The sequence below is a fragment of the Saccharibacillus alkalitolerans genome (assembly GCF_011090185.1).
Taxonomy (GTDB): domain Bacteria; phylum Bacillota; class Bacilli; order Paenibacillales; family Paenibacillaceae; genus Saccharibacillus; species Saccharibacillus alkalitolerans.
This window is the reverse complement of the sequence record NZ_JAAFGS010000002.1, coordinates 92789-118340: the sequence shown is the minus strand read 5'-3', so window position 1 is coordinate 118340 and position 25552 is coordinate 92789. Positions and strand designations below refer to the sequence as shown.

General features: G+C 58.7%; 23 protein-coding genes. 17 read left to right on the top strand and 6 right to left on the bottom strand.

What is annotated here, in order from left to right:
• Nucleotides 1-301 precede the first annotated feature (301 nt).
• Nucleotides 302-1528 carry an MFS transporter gene (locus GYN08_RS06235; RefSeq protein ID WP_166273241.1) on the top strand — a complete coding sequence of 409 codons (1227 nt, stop codon included), beginning with the start codon at nucleotides 302-304 and terminating at the stop codon, nucleotides 1526-1528.
• Nucleotides 1529-1753: 225 nt separating this feature from the next.
• On the top strand, nucleotides 1754-2563 hold the full coding sequence (gene pdxK / locus GYN08_RS06230; RefSeq protein WP_166273240.1) for a pyridoxine/pyridoxal/pyridoxamine kinase: 810 nt from the start codon (nucleotides 1754-1756) through the stop codon (nucleotides 2561-2563).
• Between the two features lie 126 nt (nucleotides 2564-2689).
• Here pdxK and GYN08_RS06225 read toward each other — a convergent pair whose 3' ends face one another.
• The gene (locus GYN08_RS06225) at nucleotides 2690-2854 is read right to left on the bottom strand and encodes a hypothetical protein (protein ID WP_166273239.1); all 165 of its coding nucleotides are present in this window, start codon (nucleotides 2852-2854) and stop codon (nucleotides 2690-2692) included.
• A 286-nt stretch (nucleotides 2855-3140) separates the two neighbouring features.
• Here GYN08_RS06225 and GYN08_RS06220 point away from each other — a divergent pair, with 286 nt between their 5' ends.
• The gene (locus GYN08_RS06220; RefSeq protein WP_166273238.1) at nucleotides 3141-5045 is read left to right on the top strand and encodes a sensor histidine kinase; all 1905 of its coding nucleotides are present in this window, start codon (nucleotides 3141-3143) and stop codon (nucleotides 5043-5045) included.
• 81 nt (nucleotides 5046-5126) lie between these two features.
• Here GYN08_RS06220 and GYN08_RS06215 read toward each other — a convergent pair whose 3' ends face one another.
• The gene (locus GYN08_RS06215) at nucleotides 5127-5408 is read right to left on the bottom strand and encodes an NHLP leader peptide family RiPP precursor (protein WP_166273237.1); all 282 of its coding nucleotides are present in this window, start codon (nucleotides 5406-5408) and stop codon (nucleotides 5127-5129) included.
• Nucleotides 5409-5612: 204 nt separating this feature from the next.
• Nucleotides 5613-6548, bottom strand: a complete 936-nt coding sequence (locus GYN08_RS06210) for a hypothetical protein (RefSeq protein WP_166273236.1) — start codon at nucleotides 6546-6548, stop codon at nucleotides 5613-5615.
• Between the two features lie 159 nt (nucleotides 6549-6707).
• Here GYN08_RS06210 and GYN08_RS06205 point away from each other — a divergent pair, with 159 nt between their 5' ends.
• Genes GYN08_RS06205 through GYN08_RS06195 form a run of 3 tightly spaced genes read left to right on the top strand, consistent with a single transcriptional unit; the run spans nucleotide 6708 to nucleotide 10417 of the window.
• Nucleotides 6708-7178, top strand: coding sequence for a cupin domain-containing protein (locus GYN08_RS06205; protein WP_166273235.1), 471 nt, complete (start codon nucleotides 6708-6710; stop codon nucleotides 7176-7178).
• Between the two features lies 1 nt (nucleotide 7179).
• On the top strand, nucleotides 7180-7500 hold the full coding sequence (locus GYN08_RS06200) for a hypothetical protein (RefSeq protein ID WP_166273234.1): 321 nt from the start codon (nucleotides 7180-7182) through the stop codon (nucleotides 7498-7500).
• A 25-nt stretch (nucleotides 7501-7525) separates the two neighbouring features.
• A complete protein-coding gene (locus tag GYN08_RS06195; RefSeq protein ID WP_166273233.1) occupies nucleotides 7526-10417 on the top strand; it encodes a CHASE3 domain-containing protein in 2892 nt (963 codons plus the stop codon).
• A gap of 165 nt (nucleotides 10418-10582) precedes the next feature.
• On the opposite strand, the gene GYN08_RS06190 is transcribed toward GYN08_RS06195, so the two are convergent.
• Both GYN08_RS06190 and GYN08_RS06185 read right to left on the bottom strand, forming a co-directional pair.
• Nucleotides 10583-12409, bottom strand: coding sequence for an ABC transporter ATP-binding protein (locus GYN08_RS06190; protein ID WP_166273232.1), 1827 nt, complete (start codon nucleotides 12407-12409; stop codon nucleotides 10583-10585).
• Nucleotides 12393-14144 carry an ABC transporter ATP-binding protein gene (locus GYN08_RS06185; protein ID WP_166273231.1) on the bottom strand — a complete coding sequence of 584 codons (1752 nt, stop codon included), beginning with the start codon at nucleotides 14142-14144 and terminating at the stop codon, nucleotides 12393-12395. The genes GYN08_RS06190 and GYN08_RS06185 overlap by 17 nt, the downstream gene beginning before the upstream one ends.
• Before the next feature lie 376 nt (nucleotides 14145-14520).
• Between GYN08_RS06185 and GYN08_RS06180 the strand changes: the two genes are divergently transcribed.
• The 5 genes from GYN08_RS06180 to GYN08_RS06165 all read left to right on the top strand — a co-directional run bounded on the left by GYN08_RS06180 (nucleotide 14521) and on the right by GYN08_RS06165 (nucleotide 18279).
• Nucleotides 14521-15438, top strand: coding sequence for an ABC transporter ATP-binding protein (locus GYN08_RS06180; RefSeq protein WP_408015052.1), 918 nt, complete (start codon nucleotides 14521-14523; stop codon nucleotides 15436-15438).
• Nucleotides 15435-16370: an ABC transporter permease gene (locus GYN08_RS06175; RefSeq protein WP_166273229.1), complete on the top strand. Its 936-nt coding sequence runs from the start codon at nucleotides 15435-15437 to the stop codon at nucleotides 16368-16370. Before GYN08_RS06180 ends, GYN08_RS06175 begins: the two co-directional genes overlap by 4 nt.
• An 81-nt stretch (nucleotides 16371-16451) precedes the next feature.
• Nucleotides 16452-17168 carry a response regulator transcription factor gene (locus tag GYN08_RS06170; protein ID WP_206023641.1) on the top strand — a complete coding sequence of 239 codons (717 nt, stop codon included), beginning with the start codon at nucleotides 16452-16454 and terminating at the stop codon, nucleotides 17166-17168.
• Entirely contained in the window at nucleotides 17165-17602 is a 438-nt protein-coding gene (locus GYN08_RS23470; RefSeq protein ID WP_206023640.1) for a hypothetical protein, read from the top strand. Before GYN08_RS06170 ends, GYN08_RS23470 begins: the two co-directional genes overlap by 4 nt.
• A complete protein-coding gene (locus tag GYN08_RS06165; RefSeq protein ID WP_328802897.1) occupies nucleotides 17491-18279 on the top strand; it encodes a sensor histidine kinase in 789 nt (262 codons plus the stop codon). The genes GYN08_RS23470 and GYN08_RS06165 overlap by 112 nt, the downstream gene beginning before the upstream one ends.
• 234 nt (nucleotides 18280-18513) lie before the next feature.
• Here GYN08_RS06165 and GYN08_RS06160 read toward each other — a convergent pair whose 3' ends face one another.
• A complete protein-coding gene (locus GYN08_RS06160) occupies nucleotides 18514-19761 on the bottom strand; it encodes a GNAT family N-acetyltransferase (RefSeq protein ID WP_166273227.1) in 1248 nt (415 codons plus the stop codon).
• Between the two features lie 704 nt (nucleotides 19762-20465).
• Here GYN08_RS06160 and GYN08_RS06155 point away from each other — a divergent pair.
• The 6 genes from GYN08_RS06155 to GYN08_RS06130 all read left to right on the top strand — a co-directional run bounded on the left by GYN08_RS06155 (nucleotide 20466) and on the right by GYN08_RS06130 (nucleotide 25551).
• A complete protein-coding gene (locus GYN08_RS06155; RefSeq protein ID WP_166273226.1) occupies nucleotides 20466-21698 on the top strand; it encodes an aminopeptidase in 1233 nt (410 codons plus the stop codon).
• A gap of 83 nt (nucleotides 21699-21781) precedes the next feature.
• Nucleotides 21782-22195 (top strand): DivIVA domain-containing protein, encoded by a 414-nt coding sequence (locus tag GYN08_RS06150; RefSeq protein WP_166273225.1) that lies wholly within the window; start codon nucleotides 21782-21784, stop codon nucleotides 22193-22195.
• A gap of 81 nt (nucleotides 22196-22276) precedes the next feature.
• Nucleotides 22277-22597, top strand: coding sequence for a thioredoxin family protein (locus tag GYN08_RS06145; RefSeq protein WP_166273224.1), 321 nt, complete (start codon nucleotides 22277-22279; stop codon nucleotides 22595-22597).
• 187 nt (nucleotides 22598-22784) lie between these two features.
• Nucleotides 22785-23318, top strand: coding sequence for an RNA polymerase sigma factor (locus GYN08_RS06140; protein WP_166273223.1), 534 nt, complete (start codon nucleotides 22785-22787; stop codon nucleotides 23316-23318).
• The gene (locus GYN08_RS06135; RefSeq protein WP_166273222.1) at nucleotides 23302-25122 is read left to right on the top strand and encodes a hypothetical protein; all 1821 of its coding nucleotides are present in this window, start codon (nucleotides 23302-23304) and stop codon (nucleotides 25120-25122) included. The genes GYN08_RS06140 and GYN08_RS06135 overlap by 17 nt, the downstream gene beginning before the upstream one ends.
• Nucleotides 25123-25206: 84 nt before the next feature.
• A complete protein-coding gene (locus tag GYN08_RS06130) occupies nucleotides 25207-25551 on the top strand; it encodes a hypothetical protein (protein ID WP_166273221.1) in 345 nt (114 codons plus the stop codon).
• Nucleotide 25552: the final 1 nt, after the last annotated feature.

Genomic DNA, 25552 nt, shown 5'->3' with positions numbered 1-25552 from the left:
AACGGAGCCGCGATCCGCCAAGCCGCTGCGTCCCGGGGAGCCTGCCGCGCCAGATCGGCCGAAACCGCAGTTCAACTCCTCAGATCGCCCCGGGACCTATTGGTCATTTTCGTAAACCGAGAGTAAAATTAATAAGTTGAAACGATCGGAACGTTTGCAGCGCGCGATTGAGCCGGCGGGGGTATCGCGCGGATGAACAGCGAAGGACGGCGGACGAACCTCCGGAATCTGGCGGTCGGCGGATGTGAGCGGGCCCGGAGGAAAGCCGTCGTTCTTTCGAAGACGAAGGGACGGGCTGGCTATGGAATTTTCCTGGAAGAAAAATTTGGTCGTATTATGGGCCGGCGTGTTTTTTTGCAGCATGGCGTATTCGATCTCGATTCCGTTTCTGCCGATCTTCATGCACGAAGAGCTCGGCGTCGGAGAAAAATATTTGTCGATCTGGGCAGGGTTGGCGTTCGGCATTACGTTTCTGTCGAGCGCGTTGATCTCGCCGTTCTGGGGCTCGCTCGCGGACAAGTACGGACGCAAGCCGATGCTGATCCGCTCCGGTTTCAGTCTGGCGGCGCTCTATTTCATTAACTTCTTCGTGCAGGACCCCGTTCAGCTCGTGGCGCTGCGCTTGTTCCAGGGCCTGCTGGCCGGCTTCATCCCGGCGGCGATCGCGCTGGTCGGGACGAACACGCCGGAGGACAAGAGCGGTTACGCGCTCGGCGTCATGTCGACGGCGACCGCTTCGGGGAATATCATCGGACCATTGATCGGCGGGGTGGTCAGCTTCACGATCGGCAACCGCAATGCGTTTCTGTTCTCGAGCGCCATCGTGCTGATCGCGGCGCTCGTCGCGACTTTCCTCGTGCACGAGAAGGAGTTCAAGCGCCCGAAAGTCCGCTCCAGGGTCAAGGACGACCTGAAGCAGGCGGCGGGCATTCCCGTATTCTTCGCGCTGCTCGGACTGGTCGCGATGAGCAACTTCTCGGTCATGATCCTGGAGCCGCTGATTACGATCTACGTGCAGGGCATGGGCATTTCGTCCGACCGGACCTCGCTCGTGTCGGGCATCATCTTCTCGGCGGTCGGCGTCGCCACCGTTATCATGGCGCCGCGCTGGGGCCGGATCGGCGGGAAGATCGGCTACGGCAAAGTGCTGCTGATCGGCCTGATCGGCGGCGGCGTCGGCAACCTGCTGCAGTTTTTCGTGACGGGTTACGTCGGCTTCGGCATTCTGCGGTTCGTGTACGGACTGTTCTTCGCGGGCGTGTTCCCGGCGGTCAACGCGATGATCGTTCAGGTGACGAGACCGGAGTTCCGGGGCCGCGCGTTCAGCTTGAACCAGTCGGCGACCCAGATCGGCACGATGGCGGGACCGCTGATCGGAGGCGTGCTCGGCGCGCTCATGCCGATCCATTACATCTTCGTGGTCAACGGAATCGCGCTGCTGATCTGCGCGTTCATCGCCCATTACAAAAAAATCGATCAAACCTCGCCGTTCCGGCGCACGGTCGTGGAAAGCGGCGAGTCGAAATAGGCGGCAGCATCGGCGTCGGCGGACGGTTGACAAGACCGACGCTTCGTCTTACCATTACCGAAGGCCGCGGCGCGTTCCGTTAATCGGATAAAGCGCCGTCCGCGGCCCGCTGCCGCTCGCCCTTGGGCGGGAAGCGGCAGAAGATGCGGGATAGCAGGCCGGCGCGCCCGAACGATCGGGCCTGCCAACAGGCTTAAAATAGAAGATCCAGGAGGCGTTTGCGAAATGACGATACCTAAAGTTTTGACGATTGCCGGTTCCGATACGAGCGGAGGAGCGGGCATCCAGGCCGACCTGAAGACGTTCCAGGAACTGAACGTATACGGGATGACGGCGCTGACCTGCGTCGTCACGATGGACCCGCAGCTGTGGAGCCACAATGTGACGCCGATGTCGGCGGAACTGCTGGAAAGCCAGCTCGATACGGTGCTGAACGGCATCGGCGTGACTTCGGCGAAAACGGGCATGCTCAGCACGGTCGAAATCATCGACGCCGTAGCCCGCAAGATCGAAGAGCGTCCGCTGAAGCATTTCGTGGTCGATCCGGTCATGGTCTGCAAAGGCGAAAACGAAGTGCTGAATCCGGATACGGCCGAAGCGATGCTCGAGAAGCTGGTTCCGAAAGCGACGGTCGTGACGCCGAACCTGTTCGAAGCTTCGCAGTTGGCGAAAACGGCGCCGATTCGCACGATCGAAGACATGAAGGCGGCGGCGGTCAAGATTCACGAGACGGGCGCGCAGTATGTCATCATCAAGGGCGGGGTAAAGCTGCTGCATGAGAAAGCGGTCGATTTGATCTATGACGGACAGGAATTCGAGCTGCTCGAATCCGAACGGATCGAGACCAATTACATTCACGGCGCGGGCTGTACGTTCTCCGCGGCGATCACGGCCGAACTGGCAAAGGGAGCGGACGTGCGCACGGCGGTCAAAAACGCCAAGGCGTTCGTGACCGCGGCGATCCGCCACGGTTTCCCGATCAATTCTTTCGTGGGTCCTACGCTGCACGCCGCTCAACGGCTGTACCGCGACTGAAGCGAATATGAGGGCTTCGCAGCCCGGCAGACGACAAAAAGACGGATTTTTCGCGGCCGAAAGGCCGTGAAATTCCGTCTTTTTGTCGTTCGGGCGTTTAGTTCCGTCCCTTTTGCGTTTATGCGTTTATTGGAACATCGGAAATACGTAGCGGACCAGGAAGTATAAAATTCCGAACGTAATAATGATGTACGCTGCATATTTGATGAAAGTTGAAGCGACCATGCTCGAATCCGATTTTTTCTCGATTCTGCGTTCTTCGACGTCCACGTCTCTATGCGAATTATTCATGGTGAAGACCTCCTCATTGGGGCTCCGCCGTACTTCGGCAGGCCGGAATTCGTTGAAGTTGCTTATTAATACACAGGCCGTAAGACCTTGAAACAAGGGCTTTTTACCCGGAACCGGCAAAAGGACGGGGCAGGAGGCAGGGAACGGAAGGGCCTGCGGCGAATGTTCTTCTTAAATGGATTCGGTCGGATCTGCAGAATCGATACCGGCATGCCGCTCGGGCGGAATCCGTCGCTGGGTCGGGTAGACGCCGCATTTGCCGCGGACGATGCAGTAGGGGGTGCAAATGAGAAACTTACCGAAAATGCTGGCCGTCCTGATCGGACTGCTGGCCGTCGTTTTCCTCGGCGTGGAAGCGTACCCAAAAGATAAAAACGAGACCGATGCGATCGAAGTCGGAACGTGGCAATTTCTCTGGGACCCGGCGGACAACCAGACTGCCGCGGAAGCGCCGCCGGAATATGTGCTGCATTCAAGCGATTGGACGCCGATGAACGAAGAAACGATGCCTCCGGCCAAGGCGGCAAGCACGGATTGGGCCTGGATCCGAATCGACGTGCCGCAGCTCGGCTGGCCGATTCCCGCCGTTCTGATCGAAAAAGCGTACGGACGGCACGTCGTCGCGTATACGGAGTATCGCGAGCTGTTCGATTCCCGGCGGCAGTATCGCTACGCCATGAACGAACTTCTGCTGCCGCTGCGCGCGGAAGATGCGGGCGGTTCCGTCTATATTCGTATGCAGGTTGCGGAGCCGCGGCCGGGCATCGTGCAAAATATCGCCTTCGGCAGTTTTTACGAACTGCTGACCGTCTATTTGACCCGGGACATACTGGACATTATGCTCGGCGGCTCTTTTGCGCTGATCGGGCTTGTCATGCTGATCTGCGCCGTTTTCCTCAACCGGAACTATTCGAAAGCCTGGCTGTCGCTGAGCTGCGTCATTTTGTCGATCGGCCTGCTCGTCATTTCGTATTCTCCGTTTTTGTTTACGCTCTATCCGGATTACGGCGGCATTTTGCAGCGGATGTTCGACGTGGCGCTTTTCGCGCTGCTGCCGTCTTTCCTGTTCTTTTTCCAGACCGTTTTCGGAAAAGGCTACAGAAATTCCATCCTGCATTTGAGCCGTTTTCAATTGGGCTACTCCTTCTTTTGCCTGCTGCTGCTGATCGGCAACGTCCTTACGGGGGAACGTTACTTCTCCGTTTATTATTTGCTCACCACGACGGTGCTCGGCGTCCTGATGATTGTCGAACTGCTGACGATGCTGACCTGTTCGGTGCTCTACAGCCTGCAGCGGAACAAGGACGCGCTGATCTTCAACGCCGGCTTGGCCGCTTTCGCGGGAATCGGAATTTTCGAGCTGTTCCGTTATTACGCGAGCGGAGAGCAGTACGACCTGTATTGGTGGAAATGGGGAATGGTGATCTTCGTCGTCTCGCTGATCGTCGTGCTTGGCCGTCGTTTCGCCGAAACGCATAACCAAGTGCTGGAATACTCGCGGCAGCTGGAGACGTTCAACAATGAACTGCAGCGGGCGGAGAAAATGGAAATCATCAGCGAACTCGCCGCTTCGGTAGCGCACGAGGTCCGCAATCCGCTCCAAGTAACACGCGGATTTTTGCAGCTGCTCGGCGAACGGTCGGCGGCATCGGAAAAAGCTTACATCGGGATGGCGCTGGAAGAGTTGGACCGGGCTTCGGGCATCATCACGGATTTTCTGACTTTTGCCAAACCCGGCGCGGAAAATGTCAAAACGCTGTCGATCGCCGAAGAGTTCCGTCACATCGAGGGCGTGCTTACGCCGCTGGCCAGCATTCATCACGGCAAAATCACGCTCGATATCGCTCCCGATTTATACGTGAAGGGGAATTCTTCCAAGTTCAAGCAGGCGTTCATCAACATGATCAAAAACAGCATCGAGGCGCTGCAGGAGGAAGGGAAAATCGCGGTCCGGGCGGCAAAGGAGGACGGAGAGGTCGTGATCCGCATCCGCGACAACGGAGTGGGCATGGGACCGGAAGAGTTGAAGCGGCTCGGCGAACCGTATTTTTCGAATAAAACGAAGGGGACGGGGCTGGGGCTGATGGTCACGTTCCGGATCATCGAAGCGATGCAGGGAACGCTGACTTTCGACAGCGAAAAAGGAGCGGGAACCGAAGCGACGGTCCGTTTTCCGGAAGCCTCCGATTAGGAGGCCCGGACGGACGCCGCGGGGTTCCCGCTCTTTGCGCGCGGATGGTCGTATCGGGCTCGAAAAGGGACTGCCGGACGGTCAGCCTCCCGTTCCCCACATGGCGGCCGGCTCGATGCTGATGCGGTCGGCCTGCGGAATAACGGCCGAAGGATGCGGAGGGACGACGAGATAGAAGTGCTGCGCCGTCTCCTCGACCGCCGTCAGCTTCACGCCGTCCGGCAGCTCGACGCCGAAAGCGTCGCGCAGCGCCGCCTTGGCATCGGCGAGCAGCCGGGCGCGGAATTCGGGATCCTCCCATGCTTTTTGAATCACTTGAGTTTTGAGAGCAGCTTCTCTTGTCAGGTTTGTCATTGAAATCATCCTTTCGCGTGCGAATTGGCGATGATAGGCCGCGCGGCAATAGATGAGCAAGAGATAATGCCGGCACGTTGAAAGACAAGCGACGCCAGAGCCTGGGCCTGCCGAAATCGGCAGGCTTGAAAAGTCTGTATTTTTGTGGAAGATTATAGCATGCGCTTTCCGAGGAAACAAGCGGGCCGGCAGGATGACGCGAAGCCGTTGGGGTCAGGACGGATGCCGGTTTCCGAGGAGCCAGTAGCTGAAGCCGCCCTGCGCCAGATCGCGCTTTTCCGTTTCGATTCCCGCGGCGATGCGTTCGAGATCGCCGGCCAATGCGGCATGGAAAGCGATCAGTTCCCCGAAATCTTCCCGGTAAGTCTCCAATTCGAGCTGTCTGCGCGCCGCGAATTCCGCATATCGGCCCAGCAGCCCTCCCGCGTAGACGGCGTCGCCGATTTCCCGAGCCTCGACCGGCGTTTCCGCAGGAAGGCCGCGTTCCTTCCGGTACAGCGATACCAGGCTGTTATACGAACCTTCGCGCAGATCTTCGGCATAGTCGGCCCAGTCGTCCGCCATTTGCAGCGTAATCAGCGTTTCGCGCACGGCGTGCAGCGCCCGGGCGCGCAGGCTTTCGCGTTCTTCGAACAGGGAGAGCGGGCAGAGCAGAAGGGGGGCCGAGCGGGAGGCGAGGTCCTGCTGCCGCTCCGGGAAAGGGTCGGATTCCCGTTCCGCGGCCATTCCGGAAGCCCATTCGGCCGTGCAGGCGAGCAGAGCGCTTCGGAACGCTTCGGGCGAGCGGAACAGCGCCGCATAGCGGGCGATCATTTCCGCGTTGAGCAGTTGGGACAAGACGATATGCGTACGGTCCAGTACGGCCGCGCGGTCCGTCCGTTCATCCTGAAGATGAAAATGCAGCATGCCGAAAAGGTTCGCTTCGGCGATCGGGCGGCACTGCTCGAGCGGGATGCCGGCCGCCTGCCGCAGCCAATAGGGGAGCAGGCAGCAGATGTAATTCGTCGGTCCCCCGCCGCGATCCGGATCGAAACGGTCCAGATAGCGGACGCCGCATTCCGCAAACGGAACCGGAAAGCCCTCGATCGTCTTGCGGCACGCTTCGAACGCCCGCCTCATTTCGCTTTTCATTTCGACCGGCAGCTGCATCGTTGTACGCCTCCTCCAGCTTTTTGATTTCAGTCCTTATATACCCCGACGTCTGCGGCAAATCGCAAAAATTATTTGGTCGAATCGCCCGTCTTATAGTATGCTGAGAATCAGAAACTTCTATATAAGGATTTGTATAAGGAAGGAAGATCCCTAACCATGAATTCCAATCAACCTACATCCCTGTCCCCGCTCGTCGAACTGCTGGGACTCGAACGCCATGTCGAAGGCGGCTGGCATAAAGAACTGTGGAAATCCTCGTTCAAAATCCCGCAAAGCGTGCTTCCGAAAGAATATACGGGAGACCGTTTCGCGGCGAGTTCGATTTATTTCCTGCTGCATCCGGGCGAGTTTTCGGAATGGCACGTCGTGCATTCCGACGAGCTGTGGCTGTGGCATACCGGCGGACCGCTGGCGCTCACGCTGGGCGGCGACGGCGAAGAGCCGGTCGAAGGCGGAGAAGAAATCATTCTGGGTCCGGATGCGGCGAACGGCCAATCCTTCCAGGGACTCGTGCCGGGCAAAGTGTGGCAGAAGGCGCGTCCGCTCGGCGACGAGCCGGTGCTCGTCTCCTGCATCGTGGCGCCCGGGTTCCATTACGACGACTTCAAGCTGATCGAGCGGAAGTAAAATGGACCGATACACGTTCGGTCAGATGCTGCATCGTATCGAACTGGGGCAGATTGCGGAAGCGGCGGACGGAGTCCGCCGGATGCGCCTGCTTCCCGAGGGGCTGTTCTGGTTGAACGGCCCTTTTGCCGGCGACTTGGTGCGCGTGCAGAATTACCTGCTCAGCGATCTGTGGACGATTCGCGAAGACGAAGGGAACGATGATCCGCAGCTCGGCAAGCAGGCGCGGGAAGAATGGCAGCGTAAACGGGTGGAAATGCTGGAGAACCAGCTGTTCGAACAGCGCGCGCGCCGATTCGATTCGCGGGACACCCGAGAGTAGACTGAACGAAGCGGAGGGCATGCAGGTGCCGAAAATAAGACGTTTCAATATTCGCGCCAAAATATTGGCCGGATATCTGTTTATTTTGGCCTGTCTCGGATTATCGCTGTTGGCGGTATCCGGGCAGGTCCGCAGTTTGCAGGAAGCCAACGCGTTTATCAGCAATCATGATATTGCGGTTCACGACGAGCTCAGCGAGCTGCAGAAAAATTTGCTCGATATGGAGACCGGCCAGCGGGGGTATTTGCTGACCGGGGACCGCAATTATTTGGAGCCTTACAATAACGGCCGTAACCGGTGGGAAACCAGTTACGGCAAGCTGTACGAGCTGGTCGGCGACAATCCGGCCCAGCAGGAGAGCCTGCGTCTCATTCGCGCCAACGTCGAAGACTGGATCTCCGAGATGGGCGATCGGACGATCCAACTGAAGTCCGAAGGGGAAGACGAGGCGGTGCTCTCGTTCTTCGCCGGCGAAGCCGGCAAACGGGAGATGGACCAGCTTCGCGTTCAGTTCGACACTTTCCGCGAGCAGGAGCAGGCTTTGACCGAATCCCGGGTAGCCTCGCTTAAAGCGGAGAGCGACCGAACGATCTATGCGATGATCGGCTTGTGGGCGCTTGTCGGGATCGTTTCCATCGCGGCCGCTCTCGCTATTGCGGGCAATATTTCGAAAACGATCTCCCGCGTAACGGACGCGATTCGTTCCATCACGGCCGGCGGCGATCTGCGGAAAAGGATCAACGTCCGTTCGAACGACGAAGTCGGCGATCTGGGCGAGTCGACCAACGCCCTGCTTGCGAAGATCGAAGCGGAAGACCAGCATAAGGAGCGCCTGATCCGGCTGGCGGAACTGCTGCAGGAGCAGTCTTCGTCTTCGATCGCGAAGCTGGCGGAAGCGTTCATGTCGAGGGTGTCCGAGTCGACCGGCATTCCGGTAGGCGTCTTCTATTCGGCGGATTCTTCCCGGCATACCCTGCTGAAAACGGCGGCGATCGCCGAAGATGCCGAACATGCGATGCGGACCGGAAATGTCGAAATCCCTTTCGGCGAAGGCCTGATCGGACGCTGCGCCGTCGAAGGCAAAACGATACATCTGCGGGACGTTCCTTCCGATTACGTCAAAATCTCTTCGGCCGTGGGAGCGGCGGACTCGGCCGAAGTGCTGCTTGTTCCCGCCTGCTACGGCGGAGCGGTCAAAGCCGTTATCGAATGGGCGTCGGCCAAGCCGTTTACCCGGGACGAGATCGAGCGGCTCGAACGCAAAGCCGAGCTGCTCGGCAGCACGCTGGAATCCGTCGAAGCCCGCCAGGAAATCGAGCGCCTGTACCGCGAATCCCAGACGCTGAACGAAGAGCTTCAGGTGCAGTCGGAGGAACTGCAGGTGCAATCCGAGGAGCTTCAGGTTCAATCGCAGGAACTGATGACGCAGCGGGACGAACTGGAGAGCATCAACGAACAGCTGTCTTCCCAAAAACACGAGGCGGAGACCGCCGCGCGGGAAATCGAAAAATATGCGCAGCAGCTGCAGATCAGCTCGAAGTACAAATCGGAATTTTTGGCGAACATGTCGCATGAGCTGCGTACGCCGCTCAACAGCATGCTGGTTCTGTCGCAGATTTTGGCCGAGAACGAAGGTCGGACGCTGACCGCGAAAGAGCAGGAATACGCCTCCAGCATCTATGCCTCCGGCAAGGACCTGCTCAGTCTGATCAACGACATTCTCGATCTGTCCAAGGTGGAAGCCGGCAAAATGGATATTGACCTGGGACTGGTCGATCTGGCCAAAGTGGCTGCGGACATGAACCGCTACTTCGAGGAACTTGCCGTCCGCAAAGGGCTCGATTTCCGGATCGAGATCGAAGATAACGTGCCGGGCCTTATCTTTACCGACGAGCTTCGGCTGCAGCAAATTCTGCGGAATCTGCTCTCGAACGCGTTCAAATTCACGGAACACGGCGAAGTGGTGCTTCGCATCGGACGGGTGCCGGGCAAGCGGATGAGTCCCGAAGGCGCCGCTTACGATCAGCTGGCGTTCAGCGTCAGCGATACCGGGATCGGCATCACGGAGGAGAATCGTCAGCTGATCTTCGAGGCGTTCCAACAGGCGGACGGCACGATCGCCCGCAAATACGGAGGCACGGGGCTGGGCCTGTCCATTTCGACGCAGTTGGCCGCGCTGCTCGGCGGAGAGATCACCCTGGAAAGCCGATACGGCGCCGGAAGCACATTCTGTCTGTACCTGCCGTGCATCAAAGACGACGAAGAGCTCGCCGATCTGTTCATTCCGCTCAGCGTGCGCCGTTCGCTGGCGGGCAAAACGGAATGGACGGATGCGCTGCCGCCGGACAAGCCGGAGTCGGATACGAACGGAAAGTTTACGCCCGGAAACGATCGCGAACGGCTGCTCTCCGGCCGCGCGGACGCAGTCCGGATCGTGCCGGATTCGGAAGGCGGAGAGACCGGAGGTCCGTATAACGGCGGAACGCCGTTTCCCAAGACGACCGGCCGGACGGAGATGCCGTTCGAGGGGATGCGGATGATGATCGTCGACGACGATATCCGCAACGTCTATGCGCTGACAAGCATGCTTGAGAATCACGGCGTGGATAATATTACGGTTGCGTTGACCGGTCTGGACGCGCTGGATAAGCTTCATGCGGAAGGTCCGTTCGACATGATCTTCATGGACATCATGATGCCGGAATTGGACGGTCTGGAAACGATGCGCCGCATTCGTCTCGTTCCGGGGCTGGCGCATATCCCGATTCTGGCTTTGACCGCGAAGGCGATGAAGGAAGACCGGGAGAAATGTTTGAACGCCGGAGCTTCCGATTATTTGAGCAAGCCGCTGGACATGGAACTGGTCGTCGAGCGGATAAAGGCGCTGCTGAACGCTTCCAGGGTGATTGCCGATTGACGGCAGAGCCTGCGAATCCGCCAAAAGCGGACACAAAAAACCCGTAACCAAAATGGTTACGGGTTTTTCGCATGCCGGCCGATCGGCGCGCGGCTCCGTTCCGCGCCGGGTGCCCGCACGGCCGGGAACTCGTTTCCCGCAGAACCGGCAGCCCGCAAAGGGCTGTCAGCCGGGCAGCTGCTCCCGTCCGGACTGACGCGCATGCCGATACAGTTCGGCGTAATGACCGCCGCGCGCGAGCAGTTGAGTATGCGTCCCCTGCTCGGTCAACCGGCCGTCCTGCATGACCAGGATGCGGTCGGCGTGCATGATCGTCGACAGGCGGTGGGCGATGACGACGGTCGTGCGTCCCTGCGATACGGAGGTCAGCGCTTCCTGCACCAATTTTTCCGTTTCCGAATCGAGATTGGCCGTCGCCTCGTCCAGAATCAGAATTTTCGGACGGAAAACGACGATCCGGGCGAAGGAGATCAGCTGGCGTTCGCCCGCCGACAGCCCGCTGCCGCGCTCCGACAGATGGGTATCGTAGCCGCCCGGCAGCCTCAAGATCATGGGATGCGCGCCGACGAAGCGGCAGGCCTCGATGACCTGCTCGCGGGTGATATCTTCGCGGAACAGTCGCACGTTATCGACGATCGAGCCGGAGAACAGATAAGGATCCTGCTGGATCAGGCCGACGGCGGCATGCAGATCGCTGCCGGCAATTCGGCGAATATCGATACCGTCGATCTCGACCGAGCCTTCGTCGACGTCGTAGAATCGGTTCAGCAGGCTGATCAGCGTGCTTTTGCCCGCCCCTGTCGTTCCTACGACCCCGATCATCTCGCCGGCTTTGATACGCAGGTTCAGCTTCTTCAGCACAGGGCGGTCCGCCCGGTAGCCGAACGTCACGTCCCGGAAATCCACTTGGCCGCGGATGGACGGAGCCTCGAACGGCAGCCGTTCCTTTTCCGTCGGTTCCGGCACGTCCGGCTTCGTCTCCAGTACCCGCTGAATGCGCTCCACCGCCACGGTCGTCGACTGGAACGTGTTCCACTGCATCGTAATCTGGTTGATCGGCTGGAAAAACTGACGGATATAGCTGACGAAAGCGTACAGCACGCCGACTTCCATGCTCTGTCCGAGCACGGCGCGCCCGCCCAGCCAGACCATCAGGACGAGCGCCGCGTTGCCCAGAATGTCGAACGTGCGGTTGAACAGAACGTTCGAGCGGATCTGCCGCAGGTTGGCGTTCCAGTAATTTCGGTTCTGCTCGGTGAAGCGGCCCAGCTGTTCTTCCTCCTGACGGAAAGACTGGATCAAGCCCATGCCCGACAGATTCTCGGCGGTGAAGGCGATCAGTCTCGACAGCCGGCTGCGCGCCTGCTGGTACGTGCTGCGCAGATAAGAGCGGAACAGAGCGGCGACGACGAAGATGACCGGCAGGATCAGCATGGAAAAGGCGGCCAATTCGGCATCGAGGCTGAACATCAGGACGACGATCAGAATCAGCATCATCCCGTCGCGCACGAGGCTCAGCAGCACCTGGGTGAAAAATTGGCTGATCGTTTCCGTATCGTTCGACACGTTCGTGACCAGGCTGCCGCTGTGCGTCCGATCGAAGAACGACATGGACATTTTCGAAATATGCCCGAACAGGTCTTTGCGGATGCGGGCGACGATGCTTTGTCCCGCGTACTGCAGCAGATTGTTCTGCAAATAGGTGAAGACGAAGCTGACGACGGCGATGCCCAGATAGAGCAGGCCGAGCTTTACGAGCGCGCCGCCGGCTTCGCCTTTGACGATATGGTTGTCGATCGCGATCTGGACGAGCAGCGGCTGCAGCAGCTCGGCGGCGATGCCCAGCAGCGCGCAGAACGCCACCCCGAGGAAGGCCAGCTTATGCGGCTTGGCGTAGCTCATTAACAGCTTCAGCGTCGAAGAGGCGGAGAGCTTGGCTTCCTGCGGAACTTTGCCCCCGGCCGGCGCTTCCGCTTTATTCGTATTCGTCATGGCGAAGTCCCTCCTCCTGCAGCCGGTGCATCATGGCGTAAGCCCCTTCGCGCCGCAGCAGCTCGTCGTGCGTGCCGCGCTGGACGATCCGTCCTTCGCTAAGCACGACGATTTCGTCCGCATGCTTGACCGCGCTGATCCGGTGCGAAATGATGATCGTCGTCTTGCTGCGGCGCTCGCGGATCAGATTGCCGAGAATCCCCGTCTCGGTCACGGCATCCACGGCGCTCATGCTGTCGTCGAGAATCAGCACCTGCGCCTTCTTGGTCAGGCCGCGCGCCAAGCTCGTCCGCTGGCGCTGGCCGCCCGACAGCGTCACGCCGCGTTCGCCGAGCCGGGTCTCGAAGCCTTCGGGGAAACGTTCGATATTATCGTAGATCATGGCCCGCTTGGCGCCGCTTTCGACTTTCTCCATCGGCGCTTCCCGATCGCTGAAAGCGATATTGTCGCGGATGGTCGTACTGAACAGGAAGCCGTCCTGCGGCACGTAGGCGAGACGCCCGCGCAGGCTCTCGAGCGACAGGTCGCGAATGTCCGTTCCGCCGAAAAAGAGCGTGCCGCGAGGCGATTCGTAGACGCGCAGCAGCAGCTTGACGAGCGTCGTTTTGCCGCTGCCGGTACGCCCGACGATGCCGACGGTCTGCCCGGGCCGGATCGTCAGGTTAATGTCCCGGAGCGCCGGCTCGCGGCTGCCCGGATAGGCGAACGTCAGATGCTCGAACCGGATTTCCTCCGGCCGATCGAGCGTTTTGGCGTTTTCCGCGTCCTGAACGTCGGGCTCTTCGTTCATCAGGCGGTTGACCCGCTCGAGCGAGGCGCCGGAACGCTGCATCATATTGATCACGTTGCCGATCTGCTGGAGAGGACCGACGATGATGCGCATATACAGCGTAAGGGACACGAAGCTGCCGAGCGTGATATTGCCGTTCAGCGTCTGCGTCCCGCCGATCAGCAGCGCGAGCACGAGCGACAGGGCGCCGAGAAACGGGATGGACGCTTGGAACAGCGAAGACAGCCGGACGAGAAAAAGCTGGGCGCCGCGGATCTGATCCACTTTTTCGCCGAAACGGTTCTCTGCGATTTGCTCCGTTCCGAACGTCTTGCTGACCCGGATGCCGCCGAATTGTTCTTCCGCCGATTCGGTCATGCCCGCGAGCGACTCCTGCACGTTCATCGATCGCTCGCGGATCTGCGGTCCGATGCGCACGACGATGAGCGGGATGAACACGAGCGGACTGATGCAGATCAGAATGAGCGACAGCGGGATGCCGCCGATCATCATCATGACGATACAGGACAGCAGCAGCACGACCGCGTTGGTCGTCTGGGTGACGCCGTTCGAGATGGACTCGCGCACCGACTGGACGTCGTTCGTCACGTAGCTGAGCAGTTTGCCCGTTCCCTGTTTGGAAAAAAAGTGCTCGCTCAGCGTCGAAAATTTGCCGAAGAGCTTCTGGCGCACTTCGAATTCGAAACGCCGGCCGAGGCGCATGACCTGGTACTGGCCGAGCCCGAACAGCACGCCGTACGCGATCCCGATCCCGAGCAGCAGAAGCGCGAAGTCCGTGACGGACCCGTAATTCAGCGCGCCTGCCTGAAGATCGTCCGTAAACCGCCCCAATACGAGCGGCAGCGCGGACTGCACGGCGTTGGCGACGATAATCAGCAGCACGGCCAGCAGATAGCCGGGAATATGGGCGGTGACGTAGTCTTTGAGCAGTTCTTTGCCTTTCAAATGTGCTTCAACTCTCTTTCGGGCCGCCGGGCGGACGAGGAATCAATCCGAGCGGAGAAAGGCGCGAAAAGGCAGAGCGGACGTCCGCCTGCCTGGAGATCGCATACCTGCCTGCCGGTCGTCCGACGGGAGCGGTCTTCTATTTCATCATATACATATTACCCGGCGCTCGGAAAGGCAAACTTGATAACGAACAAATGCCGTCGATGCCGCTGCATTTGTTCGTTATGGAGTTTGCGGTTTGTTCGTTTTCCGTTTACCGTCCATTTACTTTCGCTTTTTACAATGGGCTCGAAGCCGACGGAACGACACTCGTACGTTGACCGCATCAAATCCGCCGAGAATTCTATGGGAAGGAAATGAAAACATGAATCATATGCCGGTAGTCCGGTTTGAACGCGCAGCGAAAAAAGTCGGGAAAAGAACGATCGTTCATGATCTGTCGTTCGATATCGCGGCCGGGGAAGTGTTCGGTTTCCTGGGTCCCAACGGGGCAGGGAAAACGACCACGGTTCGCATGATGGTAGGGCTGATCAAGATCAGCCGAGGCGATATTTTCATCAAGGGCCACAGCATCACCAAAAGTTTCAAACAGGCGATCCGGCATGTGGGGGCAATCGTCGAAAATCCGGATTTATACAATTACCTGACGGGATATCAAAATCTGAAGCATTATGCGCGGATGGTTCCCGGCGTTACCTCGGACCGTATCGAAGAAATCGCGGAAACCGTCGGATTGACAGGCAGGCTGCACGACAAAACGAAAACGTACTCCCTCGGCATGAGGCAGCGTCTGGGAATCGCACAGGCTCTTCTGCATCGGCCGTCCCTGCTTATTCTGGACGAGCCGACCAACGGGCTTGACCCCGCCGGCATTCATGAACTTCGCGGTTATCTCAAAAGGCTCGCCCGGGAAGAAGACGTCGCGGTGTTCGTTTCGAGCCACCTGCTCTCGGAAATGGAATCGATGTGCGATCGGGCGGGCGTGCTGCAAAACGGAAAGCTGATCCGCATCGAAAAAGTGAACGATCTTGTGCGAGGCGGCGACAAAAAGCTTGTATGCCTCACCCTCGATCCTGCCCAGGCGCAGCAGGCCCGAAACTTGATGACCGCGTCGAATTATGAAGTCCGCTCCGAAGAACGGCCGGGGGAGCTGCGGATTCCGCTGCGTCCGGACGAAATTCCGGCCGTCAGCCAGATGTTGATGCAGGCAGGCATTCGAATTTACGGCATTCAAATGCGGGAGCCGTCTTTGGAGGATAAGTTTTTGGAGTGGACGGAGGAGAAAAAATGATCGGATTGATCGCCAACGAAAGCATGAAAATATACAGCCGAAGATTGACCTGGATTCTTCTGCTGCTGTTGTTGGGCATTACGATCGGCGCGTCCGTTCTGGGGAATGTGAATTCGGCGCGAGCGGCGGACTGGCGGACGGAGACCGAGCAGCTTGTTCGTCAATACGAAGATCGCCTGCGGATCGCGGAGCTGTCTCCGACTCTGCGTGCCGATGCGGAGAACAAGCTGAAGATCGCGAACTATCGGCTGGCGAACGATGTTCCCGCACCCGACCCCGATCCCTGGACGGCTTTGCTTTCTTTTTCCGGATTGATCGAAACGGTGATCGTGTTCGCGATCATCGTCGGCGCGGATATCGTGGCCGGAGAATACACGGCCGGCACGATGAAGCTGCTGCTGATCCGCCCCCACAGCCGCGCCGCGATTTTATTTTCCAAATATATCGCCGTGCTGCTGTTCGCGGCCGCCATGCTTGCGCTTTTGCTCCTATGCGGTTATGCCGCGAACGTTTTATTTTACGGTTGGGGCGACCTTCGCGCGACGGATCTGTTTTTGAACGGACAGGGACAAGTCGTGCAGTCGACCGTTTCGATGCAGGTGTTGAAAATGTACGGGCTGAGCCTGTTCCCGATCGCGGCGTATGTCACGTTCGCTTTCGCGGTGTCGACGATCTTGCGAAGCGGCGCTTTGGCGATCGGAATCTCGCTGCTGATCATGATCGTAGGCAATTCGATGATCGAAGCGACCGCCAAGATCGAAGGGTTGAAATACCTGCCGTTCGCCAACAGCGATATGAGTCTGTACATCTTCCATCTTCCGGCCAGACCCGAGATGACGCTGAACTTTTCGATCGCCGTTCTGTCCGCGTATATCGCGGCGCTGCTGCTGCTGAGCTGGATCGTTTTTCAACAGCGCGATGTCTCGTTCTAACCTTCATGGCCGATGGTCATTCCGCCGCATTCGTCGCATAATGAAGGAACAGGGGGCCTGCCGGGAAAGGAGGAAGAATCGTTGCGTCCGCAAAATATATTGATCGTCGACGACGAGCCCGGCATCGTGAAGATGTTGGACACGATTCTGCGCAAAGAAGGTTATGCTTCCGTCGACTGCGCTTTGACGGGGGAAGAAGCTATGGAGAAGATAAGACGTCATGCTTACGATCTCATTGTGCTGGACGTTATGCTGCCCGATACGGACGGATTCCGGTTATGCCAAGAAATCAGGCGGCATACCGACGTGCCGATCCTGTTTTTGACCGCCCGTTCCGGCGACCTGGACAAATTGACCGGGCTCGGAATCGGAGGAGACGACTATATCACCAAACCTTTTAATCCGCTTGAAGTCGCCGCGCGCATTCATGTGCAGTTTCGAAGACTGGAGCAGTATCGGACAGCGGGACAAGCGCCGGAGATTTATCGCTTCGGTTCGGTCGTGATCGACAAGAAAGCGGCCCGGTTATGGGTGAGCGAAAAAGAGGTGTTTTGTCCCGCCAAAGAATTCGAGCTGCTGCTGTTCCTGGCCGATCATCCGAATCAGGTATTCACCGCAGGGCAGCTGTACGAACGCGTATGGGGATATGACAGCATCGGAGACGAGAAGACGGTAGCCATCCATATCATGCGTCTGCGCAAAAAAATCGAACCGGACGCCAAAAACCCTTCCCTGATCGTGACGCTGAGAGGAATCGGCTATAAGTTGGTTCCTCCCGGAGGGGGAAATCCGGCATGAAGACGCATTGGGCGAACGGCAGGTTGGTCGTTCGATTTACGTTGAATTTTATCGCGCACCAGATCCTGCTGTTTCTGACCGTGTCGCTGCCGGCGGTATTCTACATCGTCGTGCTGAACCGGCCGGAGAAGCTTTTTGCTGTCAATGCGACGACTTGGATGATCTTTATCGCTTATGGTTTGTATTGTTTGTTCTACGGCTATTATGTCGCGAGGCCGATGGCGGATATTTTGGCGAAGATCCGGCAGCTGTCCTGCGGAGAATACCCGGCTTTCGGCGAGCGCGGGAGATCGTTTCCGTTCTCGAGCCGCCTGTACCGGGAGTGTACGCCGACCTTGAATCTTTGTCGTCGGTCCTGCGGGAAAACGAACGGAAACGGCGGGAGTTCGAGCAGGCGAGGCAGGACTGGGCATCGGGCGTCACCCACGATCTGAAGACTCCGTTATCTTATATTTCCGGTTACGCCGACATGCTGCTATCGGATCGGCATGAATGGAGCCCCGACGAGCAAAAGGAATTCCTGCAATCGATTCGGGAAAAGTCCGCTTATATGGAAGAACTGATCCACGATCTCGGGATCGCTTTTCGAATGGACCGGTCGGCGGGGGTCGAACTTGCCGCGCAAAGTATCGAGCTGACGGAGTTCGTTCGCAGGACGGTCGCCGAAACGGCGAACCTGCCTTTGCATAAACAGAACCGTTTCGAGATATCGGGCGGGGAGCAGCCTCTGTACATTTGGGGAGATGCCGGATTGCTGAAAAGGGCTTTTTCCAATCTGCTTCTCAACGCGATCGTTCATAATCCGGCAGGCACTTCCGTCTTTGTGCGCATGGAAAGCGCGGAAGGCGGATCCCGGGTCCGACTGCAAATCGCGGACAACGGCGAAGGAATGGACGAGCGAAGCGTCGCCCGTCTGTTCGACCGGTATTATCGCGGAACTTCGACGGATACTCCCGCAGGCGGCACGGGACTGGGAATGGCGATCGTCAAGCAGATCGTCGCCGCGCATCAAGGAACGATCGAGGTCGAAAGCCAAGTCGGCCGCGGCACGTCGATTACGGTCGTGCTATCTGCAGATCGCCGCTCGGAAGCGGACGAAAAGCATGAATAGAAGATGAAAAATAAGAACTTATGAAAGAAGTGCATGAGAATATAGGCATAGCACGAAATGCATGAAACTCGGCCCTCCGAAACCAAAGTTTCGGAGGGCCGAGTTGTTTGTTCGGAAGGATTTATCTTGGGCAGGCATCCGGAAGAAGAACGGCTTCCCGCTTTTATCGGCGCGGCGGCGCGCAGGCAGGGCGCAGGGTGCAGGGAGGTCGCAGGGTGCAGGGAGGCCGCAGGGTCAAGTGAAGTGCAATCCGTATAAATAAGGCAGCGGAATCGGCGTCAGCCAGTCCGGCACGTCGTCCGAACGCGGGTATTCCGGATCGAACAGCAGGCCGGTCCACTCCGAGCGGTCGATCTGCCGTTTGCCGGAAGCCGCGAACAAATTACCCCGTCCGTCCGTTTGCAGCGCTTCCCGCCACGGCCGGGACCACAGCTCCTGCGCCTGATTCAGCAGATGTTCCGGATCGGTAATCAGCAGCGTGCCGGCGTTGGGACCGAAAGCGACTTCCGCTCCAGCCTTTCGCAGCAGCGACAGCAGCTCCTCTTCCTGCCAGGGGACGGGGATATGCAGCTCGTCCAGACCCCATCTTTCCGCCGGATACCGCAGCAGATCCGCGGCATAGAGGGGAGCCCCGCCGTAAGCGATCACGGTCGGCGGGGAGGCGGGAGCCGCGTCCGGAACCCCAGCCGGAGCGGGAGGAGGCGGTTCGATCCCGTCGAACGAATAATGTTTCAGATGGGGCGGCATGCCGATCACGGCGTAAGCGACAGGGGTGTCCTCGATGCTGGCGAGCAGGACTCGCTGCTCCAAGCCGAGCACGCCGCACTGGGCGGCCGCCGCGATCAGGTCGCCGAGTCCCGCGGCGCCCTCTTCGAAGGCCGTGCCGCCGGCCGAGTACAGCCCGTGCAGGCGCAGCAGATCCCGCGTTCCCGCTTCGCGCACGGTGAGCGGAGGCGGAGCGGCGGGCGCATACAGGGCGCGCCGGACGGCGGCGGAGGCGTGGGCGAAGGCGTCCGCGGCGGCTCGGAAATCCGAGGGAGCGAGCGAGTCCGAGCGGACGCCGCGAAGGACGGCGTTCGCGGCGCGGCCGAACGGGACGCAGCCCGCCCGCGTGTAGAGCGTGCGGTCGCCGGAGACGAAGAGCAGCGGCGCTCCGGCATGCCGGGCGTAAGCCGTGCAGCGCTCCAGCAGCCGGCCGGCAAGGCCGGCGCCGCGGTGCTCGGGCGCGGTGCAGACCGAGCCGATCGAGAAGGCGCGGATCGTCGCCGCGCCGCCGACGCGCAGCGTCGAGGGGGCGAGCCCCATGAAGGCGGCGAGGCTGCCGTCTTCGGCGAACGCGCCGAAGGAATGCGGCATGCGCGGCGAGAACAGGCGCGGAAACATCTCGGCCATCGACGGCCGTGCGCCTTGCCGGAATACGGCATCCGACAGCCGCGCGGCTTCGGCGAGTTCGTGAGATTGCATTAAGCGATAATCGATCATGGACGCAGCTCCTTTGAACAAGCGATTCTGCCGCGAATATAACAGAAAGCGCTTTGATTTGCAAAAAAGCGGGGTCTGAGCTGCGGCCGAGAGAGGGCCGGTTGTACGGCGTCCGGTCCGGCATGGCATCGGATGCGGTCCGCCGCCTTTTTGGCTTGCCGTATGTGCGCGATAGGCCGCGAGCTTAAAAATAGCTGCAGGAGAGCAGCTATTTAAGCGAAAACGGCGGTTTTAAACGAAATAACTGCAGGAGAGCACTTATTTGCTAAAAATAAGCGCAAAAAAGTTCCGAAACAGCAAAATAAGTGCTCTGACGCAGCTAATTGAGAAAAAGGGTCAGCGGTGAGCAAAATAAGTGCTTTTATGACGCTATTTTTGCCGAGGCGCGCCGCTCGCGGGAAACCTTTCGATCGCGGCTGAAGCGTTCCGCGAACGAAAGCTCTTATTGTAGTCGCTCAGTGGATTTTTGCGAAATCTCCAAGATTTCGCAAAAGACGATTGGAAGCCGCTCACGGGAAACCTTTCGATCGCGGCTAAAGCGTTCCGCGAACGAAAGCTCTTATTGTAGTCGCTCAGTGGATTTTTGCGAAATCTTTGACTATGATAAAAAGAGGTCTTTTACGATTCGTTTTCGGAGTTTTTCATTTTTGGGGTATTTGCAAGCTTTTCCATTTTACATAAACCATTTGGGGGCAAGAGAGACCATGGACACATTTGCACAAAAGTTGGAACAGTACGCGGAATTGGTCGTAAAGGTAGGGGTCAATATTCAAAAGGGGCAGGTGCTGCATCTGCAGTCCCCGATCGAAGCGGCGGAGTTCGCGCGGCTGGTCGTCAAAAAGGCGTACGAAGCGGGAGCGAAGTACGTGGAGATCGAGTGGGAAGACGAAGCTTCGACGCGGCTGCGTTACGAGTACGCGTCCGAAGATACGTTCGACTACTATCCGGCCTTTAAGGCGGAGGCGCTGGAGAAGCTGGCCGAAGAAGGCGGAGCGGTCATGCACATCAAGGTGCCGGACCCGGAACTGTATCGCGGCATCGATTCTTCGCGCGTGGCGCGCGCGACCAAAGCGGCCGCGGCGGCACGCAAAGGCTACCAGCAGTACGTACGCAGCAATAAGCTGTCCTGGTGCCTGATCAAGGCGCCGACGCGGGCCTGGGCGAACAAAGTGTTCGCCGACCTGCCGGAAAGCGAGCGCGTCGACGCCATGTGGGAAACCATTTTCCGCATGAACCGGGTGGGCGAAGGCGACGCGGTCGACAACTGGCATCGTCACATCGACACGCTGAAAGACCTGCAGGCCAAGCTGAACGCGAAAAGCTACAAAAGCTTGCATTACCGCGCGCCGGGCACCGACCTCAAAGTCGAACTGGCTCAGAACCATCTGTGGCTCGGAGGCGGCGACACGAACCAATCGGGCGTGTACTTCGTAGCCAACATGCCGACCGAAGAAGTGTACACGATGCCGAACCGCACGGGCGTAAACGGCAAAGTAACTTCGACCATGCCGCTCAACCTGAACGGACGCCTGGTGGAGAAGCTGTCGCTGACGTTCGAGAACGGCCGCGTGACGGACTTCGACGCCGAATCCGGACGCGAACATCTGGAGTCGCTGCTGGACACGGACGAGGGCGCGAAATATTTGGGCGAAGTGGCCCTCGTGCCGCACGATTCGCCGATCTCGAACCTGAACCGCATTTTCTACAATACGGGCATCGACGAGAATGCTTCCTGCCATTTTGCGCTGGGCAGCGCTTATCCGGTTAATATGAAGGGTGGCACGGAATTGTCGCAGAACGAACTGCTCGCCCGCGGCGGCAACACGAGCCTGACCCACGTGGACTTCATGGTCGGCTCGGATGCGCTGGATATCGACGGCGAACTGCCGGACGGGACGGTCGAGCCGGTGTTCCGCGCGGGGAACTGGACGATTTAAATTCCGGTTTTGCAAAATCTTTTAATTAAAAATTTATCAATTCAGCGGCACAATATGGTACATTAAATGAAGGAGGGATGGGCATGGAGGAGCAGTATCAGCGCCAGCTCGAGGAGCAAAAGCGGCTGTTCAAGCAGCTCGGCATCAAGCTCGACGCGTTGCAAATTCATGAGAAAGATTTCCCCGTTAAAATGCGCGGGTATACGAAAGAGGACGTCGACGCTTTTCTGGACGATATCATTGTCGATTACGAGCGTTTTTATCAGGTGATCTCGGACCTGCTGGACAAGTACAACGCGCTTCAGCGCCGCCACGGCTACGATCTGGAGAAGAAAGATGCCGAGATCGCGCGTCTGGCGGAAAAAGCGAAGGTTCAGGATTATCTGGTCGACCGCCGCATCGTGGAAGAAGCCGTGCAGGACATGGAACGCGCGCTGCAGGCGGCCAAACGGCGGATGCGTCCGGGCTCGGGCGATTCGTACGCGGACCCGTACTGATCCGGGAAACGCCGGCCTTTTATACGTATATCCGATCTGCGGCAGCGGGCCCGGCCCCGAACCCGAGAGGAGAATGCGGATATGGAACGAATCGAAAGCTTGGAACAATATAACGAACAGATCGGCGGAGACGGATTGACCGTCATCAAGTTCGACACGAACTGGTGCCCGGACTGCAAAAACCTGGACCGGTTCATCGGCGGCATCATCGAGAAAAATGCGGACAAGCAGTTTTTCGCGATGGATGCGGAGAAATTCCAGGAAATCGCGGAGTCGAACGAAGTGCGCGGCATTCCGAGCCTGCTCGTGTTCAAGAACGGCGAGAAGATCGCGCATCTGCACAGCAAGTTCGCGAAGACGCCGACGCAGGTGTCCGAGTATCTGGAATCGATCGGCAAGTAAAACCAGCTTCGAACGCGCGCCGCTCGGCATAAGCCGGCTCGGCGAACGTTTCGGACACGGGAAGGGCGGCCTCCGGCCGTCCTTTTTGGCGTGCGAATTTTTTTGGGCAAAAAGGGAACCGTTTCTCGCGCTTGCTAGTTCTTATAGGCGAGCGATCGCTACAGAGGGGCAAAGGAAGTGATAAAAGTTGGAAGATAGAGAGCTGTTCGAAACCCATAAAGAGGCGGTGTACCATTACTGCCTGTACATGCTGCACAGCCGCGCGGATGCGGAAGACGCCTGCCAGGAGGTCTTCGTCAAGGCGCTGTTGGCGGACCGGAGCGGCATCGAATACGTCAAAGCCTGGCTGATGAAAATCGCCGCCAACGAGTGTCATTCGCTGGTACGGCGCAGAACGAACGGAAGAGTGAAGGAGAAGCGCGCGTTTTGGTTGACCGTGCCGCTGAGTTCGTCGCAGTCGGTGGAGCAGACTTACGAACGCACCGAGACGTCGGGCGAGTTCGAGGAAATGCTGGGCCGGCTCAAGCCGAAGCTGCGCGAAGCGCTGCTGCTGTATTATATGGCGGATCTGTCGACGAACGAAACGGCGGAAGCGCTGGGCGTGCCGCTCGGAACGGCCAAGTCGAGAATCAGCCGAGGACTGAAGGCGTTAAAAAAGCTGACGGAAAAAGAACCGGCGCTGCCGGAGAAAGAAGGTGACGCTCGTGCTTCGAGTTACTGATAACGATACGGAAAAAAAGCTGCGCGGACTTCGGAAAGAAAATCCGAACTACGACGCGATGTGGAATCGGATTCGGCTGGAGACGGACAAGCGGAATTCGGGGTGGCAGGAGCATACAGCGGTGCCTCAGCCGCGCCGCGGCCGCCGCAAATGGGCCATCCCGGTCGCATGCGCTTCGCTGGCGGCCGTCGTCGCGCTGGGCGCCGCGGCGTCGCAGGGGTATTTCGAAAGCCTGTCTCCGCAAGCCCAGGCGGCTTCGGTCGGGCAGGCGATGCAAGCGCAGGCGGAAGCGGAAGGCATCGTGTTGAAATTGAATAACGTCGTGCAGGGAAAGGACCGGGGTTACGGGCAGAACGAAGCCTTGAGCAAGATGGTGCTGGACTTTTCGCTCAGCGGTTTCGGCAGCGAAGATGTGCAGGTCGCGGGATTCGACAAGTCTTCGATCACGGACCTCGACACCGGCAAAAAGCTGGAACTGAGCATGGGCGATTTCAATACGAACGATATTCGCAGCGTCGATGCTTGGGAAGCCGACCGGACGCTGAACACGTCGGCGAGAGCGACGGGGGAGCTCGGCGAGGCGGAAGGGCCGCATCGCTATCGGCTGGAGACGTCCGATTTGTACATGATCCGCCGCACGACGGTGCCGATCGAAGGCGGCATAAAGTTGGGCGCGGAGTACACGGTGCTTCCGGACCGAGATTTCAAAATGAAGATCACGGATATCAAATGGAACAAAAAGTCGGGAATGCTGAAGATCAAGTTCCTGCCTGACGAAAATGTGCCGAAAATCGAAGCGCAGGACAGCACGCTGCTGGCCATGGATCGCGGCAACTCCGTCGGCTTGAAGCTCGGCGATCGGGAGCTCGGATGGGACAGCTGGTCGGAAGGAGGAAATTCCAGGGAAGCGGAAGGTTCTTACAATGTCAAAGGTCTGACGGAAGATCAGCTGTCCGACATGACGATGACCTTCACCTACGCCGAGCCGCTGCGGGTCGTCAAAGGTCCTTGGACGATCGACTTCACGATCGATCCGGCGAAAGCCGAAATTCCGACCGAAACGATCCCGGTCGAAGACGATTCCGCGCTGACCGAGCAGACGGGCTGGAAGCTGGGAGACGCGCAGCTCGATGCTTACGGCGTCACGATTCCGCTCGATCGGGGAGCCGAAGACCGCCCGCTGCATGACGGACAAATCGTGAATTACGGCAGCATCTCGCTGACGGACGGAGAAGTGACGACTTTAGGGGGGCAGGATCCCACTCCCGAGATGAAGATGAACGGATACCGCTCCGAAGAGCAGGAGTTCGTCAAGTTCGGCGTGCAGGGCATGGTCCGCAACGGAAACGAAAACAAAACGACCAACGATTACTGGGAAAGCTACGATTTCCGCGGCAAGCCGCTGACCGCCACGTTCAGCGGCGCCTGGATCGCCCATATCGATCCCGATCGCTGGGTTTCCCTGGGCGTCCCGACCGAGGAAGAACAGAAAGTCACGGACACGCTGGCCGACGGCAAAAAGGTCGTGTACACGGTTCACCGCAAAGGCAAAGACGTACTTGTTGAGATCGAGGTGCCGGACTACGCGTCTTTGTACGAAGGCACGCGCCTCCGGGTGGACGGGAAAGACTACGCCTACGATAAGGAGCCGACCGAAGACAGTTCGATTCAAAACGCTCGGGGTTACTACAACCAAGTAGACATTTATCGCAATGTGCCGGAAGGCGAGAAGTTCGAAATCAACCTGCTCGCTTACGGAACGGTCGACAACACGAAGGACGCCAAAGTCATTATCCGCAAATAAAGGACTCGCCGAAGAACGCCCGGTTTTTGCAACCCGGGCGTTCTTTGCCGCGTATATTAAGGATTGACAAGAAAGCGGGTGATCTTGATGATCGTTATTCCTCCGGTCGTCGCTATTCTGATCGCGCTCCAATGGCTGCTCGATCGAATCGTGCTGGACAGCAAGGAAAAGATTTGGGAGACGGACGGTTTCAAGCCTTACGTCTGGTTCGGTGCCGCCAGCGCCGTCGCGGCGGTCGTCTGCGTGATCCTGTTCAAAGAGCCGTTCGGTTACGTATGGATCGGGGCGCTGCTCGCGGCGATCTTCGCGGTGCGGGGCGCATTCGAACGCCGATACATTCCCGGCGCGCGCCGGCATGTCGTTTCGTACGGAATGGCGGGGCTCTGCCTTGCGGTAACGCTGCTGCTTGCGATCGGCATTTACGGTTGAA

Excerpts from the sequence above, each read along its gene's own strand:
- GYN08_RS06175 (WP_166273229.1), top strand. The coding sequence starts at position 15,435 with ATGATCGGATTGATCGCCAACGAAAGCATGAAAATATACAGCCGAAGA.
- GYN08_RS06145 (WP_166273224.1), top strand. The coding sequence starts at position 22,277 with ATGGAACGAATCGAAAGCTTGGAACAATATAACGAACAGATCGGCGGA.
- GYN08_RS06190 (WP_166273232.1), bottom strand. The coding sequence starts at position 12,409 with ATGACGAATACGAATAAAGCGGAAGCGCCGGCCGGGGGCAAAGTTCCG.
- GYN08_RS06180 (WP_408015052.1), top strand. The coding sequence starts at position 14,521 with ATGCCGGTAGTCCGGTTTGAACGCGCAGCGAAAAAAGTCGGGAAAAGA.
- GYN08_RS06220 (WP_166273238.1), top strand. The coding sequence starts at position 3,141 with ATGAGAAACTTACCGAAAATGCTGGCCGTCCTGATCGGACTGCTGGCC.
- GYN08_RS23470 (WP_206023640.1), top strand. The coding sequence starts at position 17,165 with ATGAAGACGCATTGGGCGAACGGCAGGTTGGTCGTTCGATTTACGTTG.
- GYN08_RS06155 (WP_166273226.1), top strand. The coding sequence starts at position 20,466 with ATGGACACATTTGCACAAAAGTTGGAACAGTACGCGGAATTGGTCGTA.
- GYN08_RS06235 (WP_166273241.1), top strand. The coding sequence starts at position 302 with ATGGAATTTTCCTGGAAGAAAAATTTGGTCGTATTATGGGCCGGCGTG.
- GYN08_RS06160 (WP_166273227.1), bottom strand. The coding sequence starts at position 19,761 with ATGATCGATTATCGCTTAATGCAATCTCACGAACTCGCCGAAGCCGCG.
- GYN08_RS06215 (WP_166273237.1), bottom strand. The coding sequence starts at position 5,408 with ATGATTTCAATGACAAACCTGACAAGAGAAGCTGCTCTCAAAACTCAA.
- GYN08_RS06225 (WP_166273239.1), bottom strand. The coding sequence starts at position 2,854 with ATGAATAATTCGCATAGAGACGTGGACGTCGAAGAACGCAGAATCGAG.
- GYN08_RS06200 (WP_166273234.1), top strand. The coding sequence starts at position 7,180 with ATGGACCGATACACGTTCGGTCAGATGCTGCATCGTATCGAACTGGGG.
- GYN08_RS06205 (WP_166273235.1), top strand. The coding sequence starts at position 6,708 with ATGAATTCCAATCAACCTACATCCCTGTCCCCGCTCGTCGAACTGCTG.
- pdxK (WP_166273240.1), top strand. The coding sequence starts at position 1,754 with ATGACGATACCTAAAGTTTTGACGATTGCCGGTTCCGATACGAGCGGA.
- GYN08_RS06210 (WP_166273236.1), bottom strand. The coding sequence starts at position 6,548 with ATGCAGCTGCCGGTCGAAATGAAAAGCGAAATGAGGCGGGCGTTCGAA.
- GYN08_RS06150 (WP_166273225.1), top strand. The coding sequence starts at position 21,782 with ATGGAGGAGCAGTATCAGCGCCAGCTCGAGGAGCAAAAGCGGCTGTTC.